The following is a 16,439-nucleotide window of genomic DNA, read 5'->3' as shown; positions in this document are numbered from 1 at the left end:
AGTGCTGATGAGCGCTGTGCGGGGCGACGACGTTGGCGCCTTCGTGACGGCAGCCACACTAACGGGTGTGACGGGGAAGTCAAAACCGATCCAGAATTCGTTGCGAGTGTGAACACTACCTGTCGTTCGGATGACTAGCGGATGTACTCACCGTTCGCTGTGCCGTTGAGCTGCGGTGCTCCACACCGCGTGGCAGTGCTGCCGGAGCACCCGGCAGGCCCCGTCGCCCCGCCGTCCCGAACCGGGTTCTGGGGTTTTCCCCAGCGCCTCGGACGAGTGGCGGCGCGTTCGCCGACGCGTCCCGCCGTGATCCGCTCGGCTGGCAGGATGGTGCGCATGCGCACGGGAGTGGTGGCAGTGGTGCTCGCTGGCGGAATGGCCCTGGCCGGATGTTCGGCGGGCACCGGTGAACCGGAGCAGCCGCCGCCGAGCGCTCCCGCCCCGGTGGCCCCGCCGGCCGCGTCCCCGCGGCCCGGCGCCGCACCCCCGCCGCCGGTCGAGCTGGGCGGCTCGGCGACGCTGGAGGAGGTGCGCCAGCGCGGCTCGCTGCTGGTGGGGTTGCGCGCCGAGGAACCCCGGTTCGCCACCCGCGACGGCAGCCGCTACCGCGGTTTCGACGTGGAGGTGGCCGAGCTCGTGGCGCAGGGGCTGGGCCTGGACCCGCGGACCCAGATCTCCTACCGGATGCTGCCGCCGACGCTGCGCGACGGTTCGCTGGCGCGCGGCGAGGTGGACCTGCTGGTCGGCGGTGCCGAACCGGGCGAGTCGGGTGTCGACGCGGTCGGCCCGTACGCGGTGACCGCGGACGGGACCGAGCACTACCTGGGCATCAAGTCCGGCGATGAAGCGCTGCACGACCGGATCACCGCCGCGCTCGACGCCGCGGTGCGCGACGGCACCTGGCAGCGCGCCTACGACGAGACCCTCGCGGCGGAGGGCGTGCAGGCCCGCCCCGCCCCGCGCTGAGGCGGGACGGGGCGGGACCGGATCACTCCGCGGCCTGGGCCTGGGCGGCGCGGGCGGCGGTGCCGCCACCCTTGCGGCCCTGGCTGAGCCTGCGCTCGGTGTAGACCGCCGCCCGGCTCAGCGCGTAGTTGAGCACCACGAACAGCACGCCGATGACGAAGTACGTCTGGATCGGGTTGTTCAGGTTCTGGATGACGATCTGCCCCTGCCGCACCACGTCGACGTACGAGATGATGAAGCCCAGCGAGGTGTCCTTCACGATCACCACGAGCTGGCTGATCAGCGCGGGCAGCATCGCCCGGAACGCCTGCGGCAGCAGCACGGTGCGCAGCACCTGCGAGCGCCGCATCCCGATCGCGTAGGCGGCTTCGCCCTGGCCGCGCGGCAACGACTGGATCCCGGCCCGCACGATCTCGGCGATGATCACCGAGTTGTACGCGGTGAGGCCGATGACCAGGTACCACATCACCGACATGTCCAGCCCGAACGAGGGCAGCACCCGGCTGGCGAAGAACACCGCGATGACCACCGGCACGCCGCGCAGCAGCTCGACGACGCCGACGACGGCCCACCGGTACCAGCGGGCCGCGACGATGCGGGACACCGCCAGCAGCGTGCCGACCAGCAGCGAAAACGCCATCGCCAGCACGGCGGTCAGCAGCGTGTTGCCCAGCCCGACGCCCATCAACGTCCACAGCGGGGCGAAGGTGCCGTCGGTCGGGTCGATCAGCGGACCCCACTTGTCGACGGTCAGCTGGTCGTTGGCGCCGAGGGTGTAGAGCACCCAGGCCAGCACCGCGGCCAGCACGACGCCGACGGCGACGCTGAGCAGGAGGGAACGCCGCTTGGCGGCGGGCCCGGGGGCTTCGTAGAGCACGGAGTTCGTCATCGGGCGATCGCCACCTTCCGCTCCAGGGCGCCGAGCAGCAGCCCGGCCGGGATCGTGATCACCAGGTAGCCGAGCACCACGCCGATGAGCACCGGCAGCACGGCCTCGCCGCGCGCCGAGGTCAGCGTGTCGCCGACGGCGAACAGGTCCCCGCCGACGCCGAACGCGCCGACGATCGCCGAGTTCTTGATCATCGCGATGAAGACGTTGCCCAGCGGCGGCACCACGGTGCGGATCGCCTGCGGGAGCACGACCAGGCTCAGGACCTGGCCGAAGCCGAGACCGATGGCGCGGGCCGCTTCGGCCTGGCCGGGCGGCACGGCGTTGATGCCGCTGCGGATCGCCTCGCACACGAAGGCGGAGGTGTAGAGGGCGAGCCCGATGGTGCCGAACCAGAAGTAGGAGCCGTTGAGGCCCAGTTCGGGCAGCCCGAAGGCCATGAAGAACAGCACCACGGTCAGCGGGCAGTTGCGGAACACGGTGACCCAGGAGGTCCCGGTGGCGCGCAGCGGGGGCAGCGGTGCGACCCGGAAGGCCGCGATCACGGTCCCCAGGACCAGCGCGATCAGCCCGGCGTACAGGCATATCTGCAGCGTTCGCAGGAGCCCGCTCAGGTAGAGGGGCAGGTTGTCGGTGATGACGTGCACGGTTCTCTCCGGCTCTGCGGACAGGGAGGTCCGGTGCGGGGCGCCGCTGGAGGGCGCCCCGCACCGGGAGGCGATCAACTGCAGGGGTCCAGCTGCGGCAGCGGTGGGGTCTCCGGCGAGACCTTGCCCGCGGTGGCTCCCCAGGACTTCGCGTACTGGCCGTCGGCCTCGGCTCGGGTCAGGGTGTCGTCGATGAACCGGCAGAACGCCGTGTCGCCCTTCTTGACGCCGACGCCGTAGGGCTCCTTCGTGAACTGCCGGTCGACGAGCTTGAACCGGCCGTTGCCCTTCTGGACCAGGCCCATCAGGATCACGTTGTCCGTGGTGACGGCCTGCACCTGGCCGGTGCGCAGCGCGTCGGCGCACTTGGAGTAGACGTCGAACAACGTCAGGTTCTCCGGGTCGACGTATTGCTTGATCTGCTCGGCGGGCGTGGAGCCGGTGACCGAGCAGACCTTGGCGCCGGTGGGCCGCAGCGACTCCGGGCCGGTGATCGTGTCGTCGTCGGCGGAGACCATGAGGTCCTGGCCGGCTTCGTAGTACGGGCCGGCGAAGCTGATCCGCTGCTTGCGCTTGTCGTTGATCGTGTAGGTGGCCACGACCATGTCGACCCGGCCCTGCTCGATGAGCTCCTCGCGGGTCTTGCTCGGCGCCTCCACCCATTCGATCCGGTCGGCGGGGAGGCCGAGCCCGGCGGCGACGATCTTGCCGATCTCGACGTCGAAACCCTGCGGGTTGCCGTCGAGGCCCTTCAGTCCGAACAGCGGCTGGTCGAACTTGGTGCCGATGCGGATCGTGCCGGACTGCTTCAGCTTCGCCATCGTGGTGCCGGGCTCGAACTGCGCGTTCGGGTCGACGGGCACGTCGGTGCCGGTTTCGAGGCGGTTCTCGCTGTTGCCCCCGCAGGCGGTCAGCGCCAGCGCCATCGACGCCGCCAGCACGCCCCAGCGCACGCTGCGCGCTTTCATCTCGGATGCCCCTCTCTGGAGGTGTACGGCTCCTGCGTCCCCGCGCGGGTGCGGGGACGACGCGAGGGAGGTCAGTGGGTGAGGATCTTGCTGAGGAAGTCCTGGGCGCGGGCGCTCTCCGGCTCGTCGAAGAACCGGTTCGGCGTCGAGTCCTCGACGATGCGTCCGTCGGCCATGAACAGCACCCGGTGCGCGGCGCGGCGGGCGAAGCCCATCTCGTGCGTGACGACCAGCATCGTCATGCCTTCGGCGGCGAGCCCGGCCATCACGTCGAGCACCTCGTTGACCATCTCGGGGTCGAGCGCCGAGGTGGGCTCGTCGAACAGCATGACCTTGGGCTTCATCGCCAGGGCGCGGGCGATCGCCGCCCGCTGCTGCTGCCCGCCGGAGAGCTGCGCGGGGTACTTCTCCGCCTGGTTGGCGATGCCCACCCGCTCCAGCAGGGCCAGCGCTTCGCGTTCGGCGGTGGCCTTGTCGGTCTTGCGCACCTTGATCGGCCCGAGCAGCACGTTCTCGAGGATCGTCTTGTGCGCGAACAGGTTGAACTGCTGGAACACCATGCCCACGTCGGCGCGGAGCTCGGCGAGCGCGCGTCCTTCGGCGGGCAGCGGCTTGCCGTCGATCTCGATCGTGCCCGAGTCGATGGGTTCCAGGCGGTTGATCGCGCGGCACAGCGTGGACTTGCCCGAGCCGGACGGCCCGAGCACCACCACGACCTGGCCGGGCGGAACGGTGAGGTCCACGTCCTGCAGCACGTGCAGGGAACCGAAGTGCTTGTCCACCGAGGACATGCGGATCATCGGCGAATCCGGGGAACCGGCGGTCATGCACACTCCTAGCCCGAGAATGTCCGGATCTGATGGCGAAAATTTAAGCTGCTCGTACCGATTAGTCCATATGGTGCGGGTCAACTCAGGTTGCAACTCGGTTACGCGGGTGGATCGGAGGGTCGGTGGGGGGCTTCCCCATTGCCACGACGGACTCCGATCGGCCTCCCAACTGCGCGAACCCGTTCTGGTAGGGGAGTTCGCCGCTTTCCGGCGACCTCCGCGGCGCGCACCCGAGGGGTGACCGTCCGTGTCGGTGCCCGCTCGGCCCCGCCCGGATGGACCGTCTGGGTGTGACCCGTAGTAACGCCTTCGGGTCGTGCCACGTGCACCTCCGCGGTGTTCTCGCGCCGTTCCCGCCCATCCCGCGAGCACCGGCGAATGCCCACCATGAATGAGCCGGACCGATCGCGGACGCGGTTTCGCTCGATTCGACTCGACTGCTCGAGAAGAATCACCGAATGCCGTTCATCCGGATTCCGGGCACCGGTCCGGACGGCCGCATCCGGTCCGCCGAACGCCGCAAGCGGCCCGCCGTGCCCGGCCCACGGCCGCGAGCGCCCGGCGACGATCTCCGGCCAGGTCGCCGCCCTCGCCTCCGGGTACTCGCCGACCAGTCCTGAGCAGCCGATATGGTGGCGGGGTGAGCACGACGAGCACTTCCCGGACCTACGAGATCCGCACCTACGGGTGTCAGATGAACGTGCACGACTCCGAGCGGCTGTCCGGGATGCTGGAAGACGCCGGTTACGTGCGCGCCGCGAAGGACCACGACCCCGACGTGGTCGTGTTCAACACCTGCGCGGTCCGGGAGAACGCCGACAACCGGCTCTACGGCAACCTCGGTCACCTGCGGCCCGCCAAGCAGGAACGCCCCGGGATGCAGATCGCCGTCGGCGGCTGCCTCGCGCAGAAGGACCGCAGCGAGATCGTCCGCCGCGCCCCGTGGGTCGACGTCGTGTTCGGCACCCACAACCTCGGTTCGCTGCCGACGCTGCTGGAACGGGCCCGGCACAACGAGGAGGCCGAGGTCGAGATCCTCGAAGCCCTCGACACCTTCCCGTCCACGCTGCCCGCGCGCCGCGAATCCGCCTACTCCGGCTGGGTGTCCGTCTCCGTCGGGTGCAACAACACTTGCACGTTCTGCATCGTGCCCGCGCTGCGCGGCAAGGAGAAGGACCGCAGGCCCGGCGACGTGCTCGCCGAAGTGCAGGCGCTCGCCGACGAAGGCGTGCTCGAAGTGACCCTGCTCGGGCAGAACGTCAACGCCTACGGCGCCGAGTTCGGCGACCGCTACGCGTTCGGCAAGCTGCTGCGCTCCTGCGGCGAGATCGACGGGCTCGAACGCGTCCGGTTCACCTCGCCGCACCCGCGCGACTTCACCGACGACGTCATCGACGCGATGGCCGAGACCCCGAACGTCTGCCACCAGCTGCACATGCCGCTGCAATCCGGGTCCGACCGGGTGCTCAAGGCGATGCGCCGCTCCTACCGCTCCGAGCGCTACCTCGGCATCCTGAGCAAGGTCCGCGAAGCGATGCCCGACGCCGCTATCACCACCGACATCATCGTCGGCTTCCCCGGCGAGACCGAGGAGGACTTCGAAGCGACCCTCGACGTCGTCCGCCGCGCCCGCTTCACCTCCGCGTTCACCTTCCAGTACTCCAAGCGGCCCGGCACACCCGCCGCCGACCTCCCCGGGCAGCTGCCCAAGGAGGTCGTCCAGCAGCGCTACGAACGGCTCGTCGCGCTGCAGAACGAGATGTCCTGGGAGCTCGGCAAGGAACTCGTCGGCCGCGAGGTCGAACTCCTCGTCGCCGAAGGCGAAGGCCGCAAGGACACCGCGACCCGCAGGCTCTCCGGCCGCGCCCGCGACGGGCGGCTCGTGCACTTCCACCCCGGCGGCGCCATCGACCGCGAGATCCGGCCCGGCGACATCGTGCACACCGCCATCACCCAGGCCTCCCCGCACCACCTCGTCGCCGACGGCGAGATCACCGCGCACCGGCGCACCCGGGCGGGCGACCACTGGGAAGAGGGCCGCAAGCCCAAGACCTCCGGGGTCAGCCTCGGACTGCCCTCCTTCGGAGCCCCCGCGGCGCAGCCCGCCGCCGAACGAGGATGCGGCTGTTGAGCGACGACGAGCGCCCGCGCCCCGAACCGGACGACACCCCCGGCCCCGACGAGGCCGGACGGGACCAGGACCCGCGAGAAGGGACCGACGTGCAGCGCGCCGAACCGACCGACCCGGTGAACGCCCCCGAGCAGCAGGCCGACCGGCGGCAGCTGTCCCAGGCCGAACGCGACCTGCTGCGCCGCATCGACCCCGGCAGCACCGCCGTCACCATCGCCGGCGTCATCCTCGTGCTGATCGCCAGCTCGCTGCTGCCGTGGATCGGCGACGCCACCGGGCTGCAGATCCTGCTCGGCCACGCCGACCCCGTGCTGCAGGTCGGGCTGCTGCCCCGGCTGTTCTCGATCAACGCCACCATCGTCGGCGTGCTCATCGGCGCGCTCGCGCTCGTCACCCGCCGCTGGGCGGTCGCCTGGGTCGCGGGCATGGCCGCGATCATCGTGTCCTTCGAAGGCATGATCGCCATCTGGTCGCGGCAGACCGCGCCCACCGGTGGCCCGTCCTGGGGCCTGGTGCTCGCGGCGCTGTGCATGGTGGTGCTGGCGATCCAGTGGCTCCGGGTCGTCCTCACCCGGCCGTGAGGTGGGGGATCGAGTGCGGGCCGGCGCCCGGAGCGGCGGTGCCTGAGCACTGCTCCCGGGATCAGGTGGTCCGCGGTGCGGCGGTCCTGCCGTTGACGAGGCGGAACCGCTGCCCGGGTGTCCGCCCGCCCCGCTGATCGGGGCGGGCGCCGACCTCACCGATCGGCCAGCGCCTGCTCGGCAGCGGCGAGCCACACCCGCCACTGGCCGGCCTGCTCGTCGGCCTTCTTCGCCCGCTTCGCGTCGCCCGCGGCGCGCGCCTTCTCCGCCTGCGCCTCGAACTGCTCGACGCGCTCCCGGAACTGGTCGACGCGCGCCTGCGCCTCCGGGTCGGTGCGCCGCCACTGCGCGTCCGAAGCCGACCGCACCCGGTCCGCGACCGTGCGCAGCCGCCCCTCCAGCTCCCGCATCCGCTCGCGCGGGACCTTCCCGATCTCGTCCCAGCGCTGCTGGATGCGCTGCAGCTGCGCCTGCGCCGCGTTCAGGTCGGCACCCGGGTCGATCGCTTCCGCCTCGACCAGCAGCGCTTCCTTGTGCCGCGCGTTCTCGGCGAACTCGGCGTCGCGCTCGGAGAACGCCGCCGACCGGCGGGCGAAGAACGCGTCCTGCGCGGTCCGGAACCGCTGCCACAGCGCGTCGTCGCTGTCCTTCGGTGCCCGGCCGCTCTCCTTCCACTCGGCCATGAGCTCCTTGTAGCGCGCCGCCGTCGCTCCCCAGTCGGTGGATTCGGTGAGCGCTTCGGCGGCCTCCACGAGCTCCTGCTTGCGGGCCTTCGCCGCGGCCCGCTGCCGGTCCAGGTCGGCGAAGTGCGAACCGCGCCTGCGGTTGAACGCGTCGCGGGCCTTGGAGAACCGGCGCCACAGCTGCTCGTCGGTCTTGCGGTCCACGCCGCGCACCGACTTCCACTCCTCGAGGATCGCGCGCAGCCGGTCACCGGCGGACTTCCAGTGCGTGGCCTCCGCGGCGATCTCCTCGGCCTCGGCGGCGAGCGCCTCCTTGCGGGCCACCGCGTCCGTGCGGGCCTGCTCCTTGTGCGCCTTCGCCTCCTCGACCGCCTGCTCGGCGTGCTGCACGAGGTGCTCCGCCAGCGCGCCCAGCGCGGCCAAGTCGCCGACGACGGCGGCGTCCGGCAAGCCGTCGCGCAGGTGCTTGGCGCTGGTCAGCGACTGCTTCGCGTCCCCGGACCGGCTGTTGAGCCGGTTCTCCAGCAGTTCCGCCTCGGTGCGCAGGTCGTCGAACTTCCGCGCGAAGTGCGCCAAGCCCTCGGCGGGCTCGCCGGCCTGCCAGGAACCGACCTCGCGCTCCCCGTCGGCGGTCCGCACCCACACGGTGCCCGCCTCGTCGACGCGACCCCACCGCTCCGGGTGCGTCGACGCCGTCGGGACGGAGGGGGCCGTCGAGGTGGACCCGGTCCCAGCGGCGGCCGCGGCCGCGTCGGGCGTGGCGCCCGCAGTGCTGTCGGGGGTCGTGTCCTGGTGCGTCATGACCGGAATCCTCCTCGGGTACCCGCTTCGGTGCCCGTGCCGGGCACGGGCGCCCCGCACGTGCGGGGCCGGTGCGCGGCGATCCGGACCCGGGTGACGAGTCCGATCTCCGCTGGCGCATTCAAACAGGTCGGCACCCGCGCCGGAATTCCGGCGTTCCTCCGCGCGGTTCGCCCGGTCGCGCGGAGCGGCCGCCGGCGGGTGCCTCGAACGCCCGCCTCCGCCGATCGGATGCCTGCTCCGCTCACCGCTGACCGTGACCTCTACCGTGCACGGGTGTGATCACCCGCATCGCCGTGGTGCCCTACCCGCCGCTGCTCGTCCCCGAACTGACCGTGCGGTCCACTTCGGTGATCGAGCCCGTGCGGAACGCGTGCCTGCGCGCCACCACCATTTTGACCGAATCCGCAACCGAATGGGTGGCGGTCGGGGTAGATCGTTCCGGTCCTCCCGAACTCGGGCCGGGCACGACGGGCACCTTCGCCGGGTACGGCGTCGACGTCCCGGTCTCGCTGCACGAGAGCGAGCGCACCACCCCCGACCCGGACCTGCCGCTGCCGGCGCTCGTCGCCGGACTGCTGCGCGCGCAAGCCGGGGCCCGGTCCGTGCGGATGCGCCTGCTGGATCCCGACGCGCCCGCCGAGCAGGCCACTGAACTGGGTGAACGGCTGGACGCCGCCGGGACGGAGACCGCGCTGCTGGTGCTGGCCGAAGGCGGCAGCCACCGCGACGAGCGTTCCCCGCACCCGCCGGACCCGCGGGCCGAAGTCCTCGACGAGGTGCTGCGCCGCGCGCTGCGCGACGTGGACCGCGCCGCCCTGCTGGGCCTCGACCCCGGCGAATGCGCCGAGCTGGGCGTGCACAGCCGCGCCGCGTGGCAGGTCGCCGCCGGGGCCGCCGCGCGCGGGACCTGGCAGTCCGAACCGCTGTACTCCGACACGCCGCTGGGCATCACCTACCACGTCGGCGTCTGGACCCGGACCGGCTGACGGCCCGCCGCGACCCCGGCCGGTGGCACTACAGTCCCCACCGTGTCCGCCGCATCCCCAGCTCGACCGGTGGCGATCGTCGGGCCCACCGCCACCGGCAAGTCCGACCTCGCCGTCGAGGTCGCGACCGAACTCGGCGGTGAGGTCGTCAACGCCGACGCGATGCAGCTCTACCGGGGCATGGACATCGGCACCGCGAAGCTCCCGCCGGGGGAGCGGCACGGCGTTCCGCACCACCTGCTCGACGTGCTGGACGTGACCGAAGCCGCCTCGGTGGCCGCCTACCAGCGGGACGCGCGCGCCGCCGTCGAGGACGTCCTCGCCCGCGGCCGCACCCCGGTGCTCGTCGGCGGCAGCGGGCTGTACGTGCAGGCCGTGCTCGACGACCTGCGGTTCCCCGGCACCGACCCGCAGGTGCGGGCGCGTTGGGAGGCCGAACTCGCCGAACGCGGGCCGGACGCGCTGCACCGCCGACTCGCCGAGCTCGACCCGTCCGCCGCCGAAGCCATCCTCGCCTCCAACGGGCGACGCCTGGTGCGGGCGCTGGAGGTCATCGAGATCACCGGCGAACCGTTCTCCGCGAACCTGCCGGTGCCCGGACCACCGCGTTACGGCACCGTGCTCGTCGGGCTGGACCGGCCCGTCGCGGAACTCGACGACCGGGTGGACCGGCGCGTCACCCGCATGTTCGACGACGGGCTGGCCGCCGAGGTCCGCGAACTCTGCGAGCAGGGCCTCCGCCACGGGCGCACCGCCTCCCGCGCCCTCGGCTACCAGCAGGTGCTCGCCGAACTCGACGGCTCCGGGGACATGGCCGCGGCCGCCGCCGAGACCGCCCGGCTCACCCGCCGGTTCGTGCGCAAGCAGCGCTCCTGGTTCCGGCGCGACGACCGCATCCGGTGGCTGGCGCCCGAACCGGCGAGCGCGGTGTCCGCCGTCCGCGCACTGCTGCGCACGTAGACTCGTCGACGTGCAATTTTCCGAAGGACCAGAGTTCGCCAAGGGCCACGGCACGCAGAACGACTTCGTCGTGCTGCCCGACCCGGACGGCGAGCTGAAGCTCACCGACGCGCACGTGCGCGCCCTCTGCGACCGGCGCCGCGGGTTCGGAGCCGACGGCGTGCTGCGCGTCGTCCCCACCGCCGCCATCCCGGACGCACCCGCCGACCTTCACCCGGACGTGTGGTTCATGGACTACCGCAACGCGGACGGCTCGATCGCCGAGATGTGCGGCAACGGGGTCCGCGTCTTCGCCCGGTACCTCGTCGACTCCGGGCTGGTCACCGGCACCGAGTTCCCCGTCGGGACCCGCGCCGGGCTCCGGCAGGTCCGCACCCACTCGGACGGCGGCAGCACCGTCGACATGGGCGCCGCGAACGTGTTCGGCGAGTCCGCCGCGACCCTCGCCGGGCGGGACTTCTCCGGTCTGGCCATGGACCTCGGCAACCCGCACCTGGCGTGCGTCACCGACGCCGACCTCGACGCGCTCGACCTCGCCGAAAGCCCCGCGCACGACTCCGAGGTGTTCCCGAACGGCGTCAACGTGGAATTCGTCCGCCCCACCGGGCCCGGGCGGGTGCGGATGCGGGTGCACGAGCGCGGCGTCGGCGAGACCCGCTCCTGCGGCACCGGCACCGTCGCGGCCGCCGTCGCCGCCCTCCGCGCCGACGGCGAGACGACCGGGAGCCGCACCGTCGACGTCCCCGGCGGCACCGTGCAGGTCGAGGTGACCGGCGTGACGACCCTGCTCACCGGGCCCGCCGTGCTCGTCGGCGGCGGCCGGATCGACGCCGGCTGGTGGCGGCAGCTCGCGGGCGGCTGATCCGCATCCGGACGCGGTCACCCCGGTCGAAGGGTGAAAACCACTCGCGTGCCGTGGGACAATGGTGTCGATATGAAGAAATCCGCACTGTGGTCACATGAGGCGGGCACCCGCGACGGGAACGCTCGCACGGCATCCGACGTCGGGCGGGACGACCTCCCCGAGGACTCCCGCTACGACGGCGGCCACTTCGACTCCTTCGACGACGGTCCGTTCGACGACCGCTTCGACGACGGTGAGGTCGACTTCACCGCCGACTCCTACTCCGACGACCCGTCCGCGGGTGAGATGGAGCTCGAAGAGCGCAACTCGCTGCGCCGCGTCGCCGGGCTGTCCACCGAGCTCGCGGACATCACCGAGGTCGAGTACCGGCGGCTGCGCCTGGAGCGCGTGGTGCTGGTCGGGGTGTGGACCGAAGGCGACGCCGAGCACGCCGAGAGCTCGCTGGCCGAACTGGCCCGCCTCGCCGAGACGGCAGGTTCGGAAGTCCTGGACGGGCTGGTGCAGCGCAGGCCGCGGCCCGACCCGGCTACCTACGTCGGTTCCGGCAAGGTCAAGGAGCTGCGCGAAGTCGTCATCTCCACCGGTGCGGACACCGTCATCTGCGACGGCGAGCTCTCCGCGGGCCAGCTGCGCCAGCTGGAGGACAAGCTGAAGGTCAAGGTCATCGACCGGACCGCGCTGATCCTGGACATCTTCGCCCAGCACGCCAGCTCCAAGGAGGGCAAGGCGCAGGTCGAGCTCGCCCAGCTGCAGTACTTCCTGCCGCGGCTGCGCGGCTGGGGCGAGGCGATGTCCCGGCAGGCGGGCGGTCGTGCCGGTGGTGCCAACGGCGGCGTCGGCACCCGCGGTCCCGGTGAGACGAAGCTGGAGACCGACCGCAGGCGGATCCACAAGCGCATCAGCAAGCTCCGCAACGAGCTCAAGGCCATGAGCACCATCCGCAGCACCAAGCGCGGGCGGCGCGAGGCGCAGCGGGTGGCGGGCGTGGCCATCGCCGGGTACACCAACGCCGGCAAGTCCAGCCTGCTCAACGCGCTCACCGGTGCCGGAGTGCTCGTCGAGGACGCGTTGTTCGCGACCCTGGACCCGACGACCCGCCGGGCCGAGACCCCCGACGGCAGGCCCTACACGTTGACCGACACCGTCGGGTTCGTCCGGCACCTGCCGCACCAGCTGGTGGAGGCCTTCCGCTCCACGCTGGAGGAGGTCACCGGCGCCGACCTGCTGGTCCACGTGGTGGACGGTTCCGAACCGCAGCCGCACGAGCAGGTCGCGGCGGTGCGCACCGTCGTCTCCGACATCGCCGAGGAACACGGCGCTCCGGTGCCGGAGGAGCTGCTGGTGGTGAACAAGGTCGACCAGGTCGACGCCACCCGCCTCGCCGAACTGCGACAGCTGCTGCCCGGTGCGGTGTTCGTCTCGGCGCACAGCGGCGAGGGCATCGCCGCACTCCGCGAGATCATCTCCGACCGGCTGCCGAGGCCGGACGTGTTCATCGACGCGCTGGTGCCGTACACCCGAGGTGAGCTGGTCGCCCGGGTGCACGCCGAAGGCGAGCTGGTGGCCGAGGAGCACACGGCCGACGGCACCAGGGTGCGGGCCAAGGTCCGGCCCGACCTGGCGGGAGCGCTGCAGCCGTTCGTGGCCGTCGGATGAGCGGCGTGCGGCCGGCTTCCGCCCGCGGCCGCGTGCTCGCGGTGCGGCTCACCCCACCCGTGCGGTGAGCGGCCTGCGTCGGCGGCGCCGAGCCCCGGCCCGGTCGGTGCGGCGGGGGAGCGCACTGGCCGCGGTCGTGGTGCTGTGCGGACTCGGCACCGGGGCTCCAGGTGCGGCCGCGGCACCGGAGCTGCCTGCTCCCGTGCAGCGCTGCCGGGTGACGGACCCGGGACTGACCGAGTTGTCCGGCCTGGCCTCGGACGGCCGGTACTGGTACGCGGTCGACGATGGCGGCAGCTCGTTGCGGGTCGCCCTGCTCGACCGCGACAGCTGCGAGGTGGGGGCGGAGTGGACTTCGCCGACCGACCCCTACGACGTCGAGGACTTGGCGTTGGCCCCGGACGGTGCGGCGTGGCTGGCCGACACCGGTGACAACCGGCGGGCTCGCTCCACCGTGGCCCTGCACCGGTTGACGGCGGACGGCGACTCGCAGCTGTACCGGCTGAGCTACCCGGACGGTCCGCACGACGCCGAGGCGCTCCTGCTGGACCGGGCCGGGACACCGCACGTGGTCACCAAGGAACCGTTCGGCATGGCCTTCGTGTACCGCCCGGCAGAGCCCCTGGTCGCCGGCGGGACGGTGCCGTGGGAGCGGGTCGGGGAGCTCGCGCTGCCCACCACCGACTCCCCGGACGGCCCGATCAAGGGCATCGGCACCCGGTTGGTGACGGGTGGTTCGGTGAGCCGGGACGGCACGTTGATCGCGCTGCGCACCTACACCGAGGCCTACCTGTTCCACGCACCCGACGGCGACGTGCCCGCGGCGCTGCGGCGCCCGCCGGTGGCTCTGCGGCTGCCGTCGGAACCGCAGGGCGAGGCGATCGCGTGGGATCCGGACGGGTCGCTCGTGACGAGTTCGGAAGGACTTCAACCGGTGTACGTGCTGCCCGGGGCCGCGTCCCTGCTGGCGACGGGTGCCGAACCCGACCCCTCCACGGCGCCCGGGACACCCGCCCCCGGCGTTTCGGAACCCGCCGAGGGCGAACAACCGGCTCCCGAACCGGACGACGCGGCGGACGGGTCCGTGCTCTCCACCGCCCCCGCGCTCGTCGTCGCCGGTGGGCTGGCCGCCCTGCTGCTGTACTTCCTGGTCCGGATGCGCCGCCGCTGACAACCCGTCTCGGGCCCGCGGCCCGGCGGTCCACCGGCCGGACGGCGCCCCGGATCAGAGCCGGCGCAGCACCGCGACCACCTTGCCGAGGATCGTCGCGTCGTCGCCCAAGATCGGCTGGTAGGCCTCGTTGTGCGGCACCAGCCAGACGTGCTCGTCGGTCCGCTTGAAGGTCTTGACCGTGGCCTCGCCATCGATCATCGCCGCTACCACGTCGCCGTTCTCGGCGTCCGGCTGCTGGCGCACCGCCACCCAGTCGCCGTCGGTGATGGCCAGGTCGGTCATCGAGTCGCCGACCACCTGGAGCAGGAACAGCGAGCCCTCGCCGACGATCTCCTTCGGCAGCGGGAAGACGTCCTCGACCGATTCCTCGGCGAGGATCGGGCCGCCCGCGGCGATCCGGCCCACCACCGGGACGTAGGCGGGCTTGGGGCGCCCGGCGAGCTCGGTCTGCTCGGAATCGGCCACCAGCACGCCGACCGTGCGCGGGCGGTGCGGGTCGCGCCGCAAGAAGCCCTTCCGCTCCAGCACCCGCAGCTGGTAGGCGACGGACGAGGTGGACGTCAGGCCCACCGCGTCGCCGATCTCCCGCACGCTCGGCGGGTAGCCGTGCTCGCGCATCCAGCTGCGGATCGCCTCGAGCACCTTGAGCTGCCGGTCGCTGAGCTCGTCGGTACCGGGCTGCTCGGGGACCGCCGGGGCGCTCGTCGACTCCGCCGCGATGCCGCCCTTGATGTCGGTCACGATCGCCTCCGCGCCGCGAGAACCGTTCGCCGACCCGGCGTCGCCGGACGTGCCGCCGAGTTCGCCGTTGATCGATTCGGTCGTGTTGCTGACCACCACTGCCTCCTGTCCTCGTGAACGGGACTGCTCGTGACTCCGATTTCCACAGTAGACGGGCTGAAGTGGAAGATCAAACACCTGTTCGAGTTAATTTGGCCGCGGCTCTGGCCTTTTCCGGCGCTGCTGGTACACAATCGCACGCAGGTTCGATCGAACACCTTTTCGATCATGGAACGATCACCAGGCCGTCCCGAGGTCCTGGTGTCTGGAGGTGCTCATGGTGGCGATGTCCGGTGCGGTGTCCCGGTCGCGATCCGGCGCTGCGACGATGGAGCCGTCCGCGGCTCCGATCGGTCGGCCGCGCGCGGAGCGCGGGGATGCGGTGCTCCCCGTCGAGGTGGCGGCGGCCCCGTCCGCCCCGGTCCTCGTGGCCGCGCGGGCGCGGTGGTTCCGCCTGGCCCGCGAGTGCGCCTGGCTCGCCGCGGTGGGTGCCTGCGCGTTCGTCGGGGTCCTCCTGTTCGGCTTGCTCGCGCTGGACTCGGGTGCGCGGCCGGTGCCGGACGCCACTGCGGTCGTGCGGGTGGCCGAGGGCGACACGCTGTGGTCGATGGCCGCCCGGTTCGCTCCGGACAGTGACCAGGGTGCGGTCGTTGACCGGATCGTGGAGCTGAACCGGCTCGACCCGGCGGCGCCCGCGTTGGGTGGCGCGCTCGTCGTGCCGGCGCAGCGGGGCTGACCGCCCGGGCGCGTTCGAGGGTGGTTCGCGGGCGTCCCGGGAGGGCTTCCGCAGGTCGTCGGGTTCGGTGTCACTCGACCGGGGAAGACGGGGTGGGTCGGTTTGCTTCCCGTGTGGGGGCGGATTAGAGTCGACCACAACATCTAGTAGTTACGCCGGTGTAGTTACTCTACGGGTTGGGATCGCGGAGTGTTCGCGCATCCACGGACCGTGAGTCGCGCCGGTGAGCTCGATGGTGTGGATGACGATGATGCCGGGGAGGGGGTGAGTCCGATGCGGTGCCCGTTTTGCCGGGGCGATGATTCGCGAGTGGTCGACTCGCGCGAGGTCGAGGAGGGCCAGGCGATCCGGCGCAGGCGATCCTGCTCGTCGTGCGGTCGCCGGTTCACCACGATCGAGGAACTCGTGCTGTCGGTGGTGAAGCGCTCCGGCGTCACCGAGCCCTTCAGCCGCGAGAAGGTGGTGCGGGGCGTGCGGCGCGCCTGCCAAGGCCGCCCGGTGCAGGAGGACGCGCTGCAGCAGCTCGCCCACCGCGTCGAGGACGCGGTCCGCTCCCGAGGTGTGTCGGAGTTGTCCAGCCACGAGGTGGGACTCGCGATACTGGGGCCGCTGCGGGAGCTCGACGAGGTGGCGTACCTCCGGTTCGCGAGCGTGTACCGGGCGTTCTCCTCCGTCGAGGACTTCGAGGAGGAGATCGCCGACCTCCGGGCCGCCGCCGGCGCAGGCGCGGTCCCGCAGGTCGCCGAGGGGAGCACCGGTGGCTAGGTCGAAGCGGCGGCACGT

The 16,439-nt window shown here is 72.1% G+C and carries 16 protein-coding genes; 10 read left to right on the top strand and 6 right to left on the bottom strand.

What is annotated here, in order from left to right:
• Positions 1-336 precede the first annotated feature (336 nt).
• Positions 337-966 (top strand): transporter substrate-binding domain-containing protein, encoded by a 630-nt coding sequence (locus H1226_RS20375; RefSeq protein WP_258342106.1) that lies wholly within the window; start codon positions 337-339, stop codon positions 964-966.
• 22 nt (positions 967-988) lie between these two features.
• On the opposite strand, the gene H1226_RS20370 is transcribed toward H1226_RS20375, so the two are convergent.
• The 4 genes from H1226_RS20370 to H1226_RS20355 all read right to left on the bottom strand — a co-directional run bounded on the left by H1226_RS20370 (position 989) and on the right by H1226_RS20355 (position 4,270).
• The gene (locus H1226_RS20370) at positions 989-1,855 is read right to left on the bottom strand and encodes an amino acid ABC transporter permease (RefSeq protein ID WP_224955354.1); all 867 of its coding nucleotides are present in this window, start codon (positions 1,853-1,855) and stop codon (positions 989-991) included.
• A complete protein-coding gene (locus H1226_RS20365) occupies positions 1,852-2,502 on the bottom strand; it encodes an amino acid ABC transporter permease (RefSeq protein ID WP_224955355.1) in 651 nt (216 codons plus the stop codon). Before H1226_RS20365 ends, H1226_RS20370 begins: the two co-directional genes overlap by 4 nt.
• A 74-nt stretch (positions 2,503-2,576) precedes the next feature.
• Positions 2,577-3,470, bottom strand: a complete 894-nt coding sequence (locus H1226_RS20360) for a glutamate ABC transporter substrate-binding protein (RefSeq protein ID WP_224955365.1) — start codon at positions 3,468-3,470, stop codon at positions 2,577-2,579.
• Between the two features lie 71 nt (positions 3,471-3,541).
• The gene (locus tag H1226_RS20355) at positions 3,542-4,270 is read right to left on the bottom strand and encodes an amino acid ABC transporter ATP-binding protein (RefSeq protein ID WP_224955401.1); all 729 of its coding nucleotides are present in this window, start codon (positions 4,268-4,270) and stop codon (positions 3,542-3,544) included.
• A 670-nt stretch (positions 4,271-4,940) separates the two neighbouring features.
• Here H1226_RS20355 and miaB point away from each other — a divergent pair.
• On the top strand, positions 4,941-6,431 hold the full coding sequence (gene miaB, locus H1226_RS20350) for a tRNA (N6-isopentenyl adenosine(37)-C2)-methylthiotransferase MiaB (protein WP_258342105.1): 1,491 nt from the start codon (positions 4,941-4,943) through the stop codon (positions 6,429-6,431).
• Positions 6,428-7,012 (top strand): Rv2732c family membrane protein, encoded by a 585-nt coding sequence (locus tag H1226_RS20345; RefSeq protein WP_224966427.1) that lies wholly within the window; start codon positions 6,428-6,430, stop codon positions 7,010-7,012. Before miaB ends, H1226_RS20345 begins: the two co-directional genes overlap by 4 nt.
• 155 nt (positions 7,013-7,167) lie before the next feature.
• Here H1226_RS20345 and H1226_RS20340 read toward each other — a convergent pair whose 3' ends face one another.
• On the bottom strand, positions 7,168-8,496 hold the full coding sequence (locus tag H1226_RS20340) for a DUF349 domain-containing protein (RefSeq protein WP_258342102.1): 1,329 nt from the start codon (positions 8,494-8,496) through the stop codon (positions 7,168-7,170).
• 278 nt (positions 8,497-8,774) lie between these two features.
• On the opposite strand from H1226_RS20340, the gene H1226_RS20335 reads away from it, so the two are divergent.
• The 5 genes from H1226_RS20335 to H1226_RS20315 all read left to right on the top strand — a co-directional run bounded on the left by H1226_RS20335 (position 8,775) and on the right by H1226_RS20315 (position 14,137).
• Positions 8,775-9,485, top strand: a complete 711-nt coding sequence (locus tag H1226_RS20335) for a class III extradiol ring-cleavage dioxygenase family protein (protein WP_258342101.1) — start codon at positions 8,775-8,777, stop codon at positions 9,483-9,485.
• Positions 9,486-9,527: 42 nt separating this feature from the next.
• Positions 9,528-10,445, top strand: a complete 918-nt coding sequence (gene miaA / locus H1226_RS20330; RefSeq protein WP_258342100.1) for a tRNA (adenosine(37)-N6)-dimethylallyltransferase MiaA — start codon at positions 9,528-9,530, stop codon at positions 10,443-10,445.
• A 10-nt stretch (positions 10,446-10,455) separates the two neighbouring features.
• Positions 10,456-11,307, top strand: a complete 852-nt coding sequence (gene dapF / locus H1226_RS20325; RefSeq protein WP_258342099.1) for a diaminopimelate epimerase — start codon at positions 10,456-10,458, stop codon at positions 11,305-11,307.
• 288 nt (positions 11,308-11,595) lie between these two features.
• On the top strand, positions 11,596-12,966 hold the full coding sequence (hflX, locus tag H1226_RS20320) for a GTPase HflX (RefSeq protein WP_224955402.1): 1,371 nt from the start codon (positions 11,596-11,598) through the stop codon (positions 12,964-12,966).
• 64 nt (positions 12,967-13,030) lie between these two features.
• Positions 13,031-14,137, top strand: a complete 1,107-nt coding sequence (locus H1226_RS20315) for an NHL repeat-containing protein (protein WP_258342098.1) — start codon at positions 13,031-13,033, stop codon at positions 14,135-14,137.
• Positions 14,138-14,191: 54 nt separating this feature from the next.
• On the opposite strand, the gene lexA is transcribed toward H1226_RS20315, so the two are convergent.
• The gene (gene lexA, locus H1226_RS20310) at positions 14,192-14,860 is read right to left on the bottom strand and encodes a transcriptional repressor LexA (protein ID WP_224955403.1); all 669 of its coding nucleotides are present in this window, start codon (positions 14,858-14,860) and stop codon (positions 14,192-14,194) included.
• Between the two features lie 442 nt (positions 14,861-15,302).
• On the opposite strand from lexA, the gene H1226_RS20305 reads away from it, so the two are divergent.
• Positions 15,303-15,656 carry a LysM peptidoglycan-binding domain-containing protein gene (locus H1226_RS20305; RefSeq protein WP_258342097.1) on the top strand — a complete coding sequence of 118 codons (354 nt, stop codon included), beginning with the start codon at positions 15,303-15,305 and terminating at the stop codon, positions 15,654-15,656.
• Positions 15,657-15,929: 273 nt separating this feature from the next.
• Entirely contained in the window at positions 15,930-16,421 is a 492-nt protein-coding gene (gene nrdR, locus H1226_RS20300; RefSeq protein WP_224955374.1) for a transcriptional regulator NrdR, read from the top strand.
• Positions 16,422-16,439 lie beyond the last annotated feature (18 nt).

Origin of the sequence: Saccharopolyspora gregorii, assembly GCF_024734405.1 — a bacterium.
Lineage (GTDB): Bacteria > Actinomycetota > Actinomycetes > Mycobacteriales > Pseudonocardiaceae > Saccharopolyspora_C > Saccharopolyspora_C gregorii.
Note: the sequence above shows the minus strand (reverse complement) of the source record. Positions and strands in the feature narration are given on the sequence as shown.

Excerpts from the sequence above, each read along its gene's own strand:
- H1226_RS20375 (WP_258342106.1), top strand. The coding sequence starts at position 337 with ATGCGCACGGGAGTGGTGGCAGTGGTGCTCGCTGGCGGAATGGCCCTG.
- H1226_RS20370 (WP_224955354.1), bottom strand. The coding sequence starts at position 1,855 with ATGACGAACTCCGTGCTCTACGAAGCCCCCGGGCCCGCCGCCAAGCGG.
- H1226_RS20360 (WP_224955365.1), bottom strand. The coding sequence starts at position 3,470 with ATGAAAGCGCGCAGCGTGCGCTGGGGCGTGCTGGCGGCGTCGATGGCG.
- H1226_RS20355 (WP_224955401.1), bottom strand. The coding sequence starts at position 4,270 with ATGATCCGCATGTCCTCGGTGGACAAGCACTTCGGTTCCCTGCACGTG.
- H1226_RS20340 (WP_258342102.1), bottom strand. The coding sequence starts at position 8,496 with ATGACGCACCAGGACACGACCCCCGACAGCACTGCGGGCGCCACGCCC.
- hflX (WP_224955402.1), top strand. The coding sequence starts at position 11,596 with ATGGAGCTCGAAGAGCGCAACTCGCTGCGCCGCGTCGCCGGGCTGTCC.
- nrdR (WP_224955374.1), top strand. The coding sequence starts at position 15,930 with ATGCGGTGCCCGTTTTGCCGGGGCGATGATTCGCGAGTGGTCGACTCG.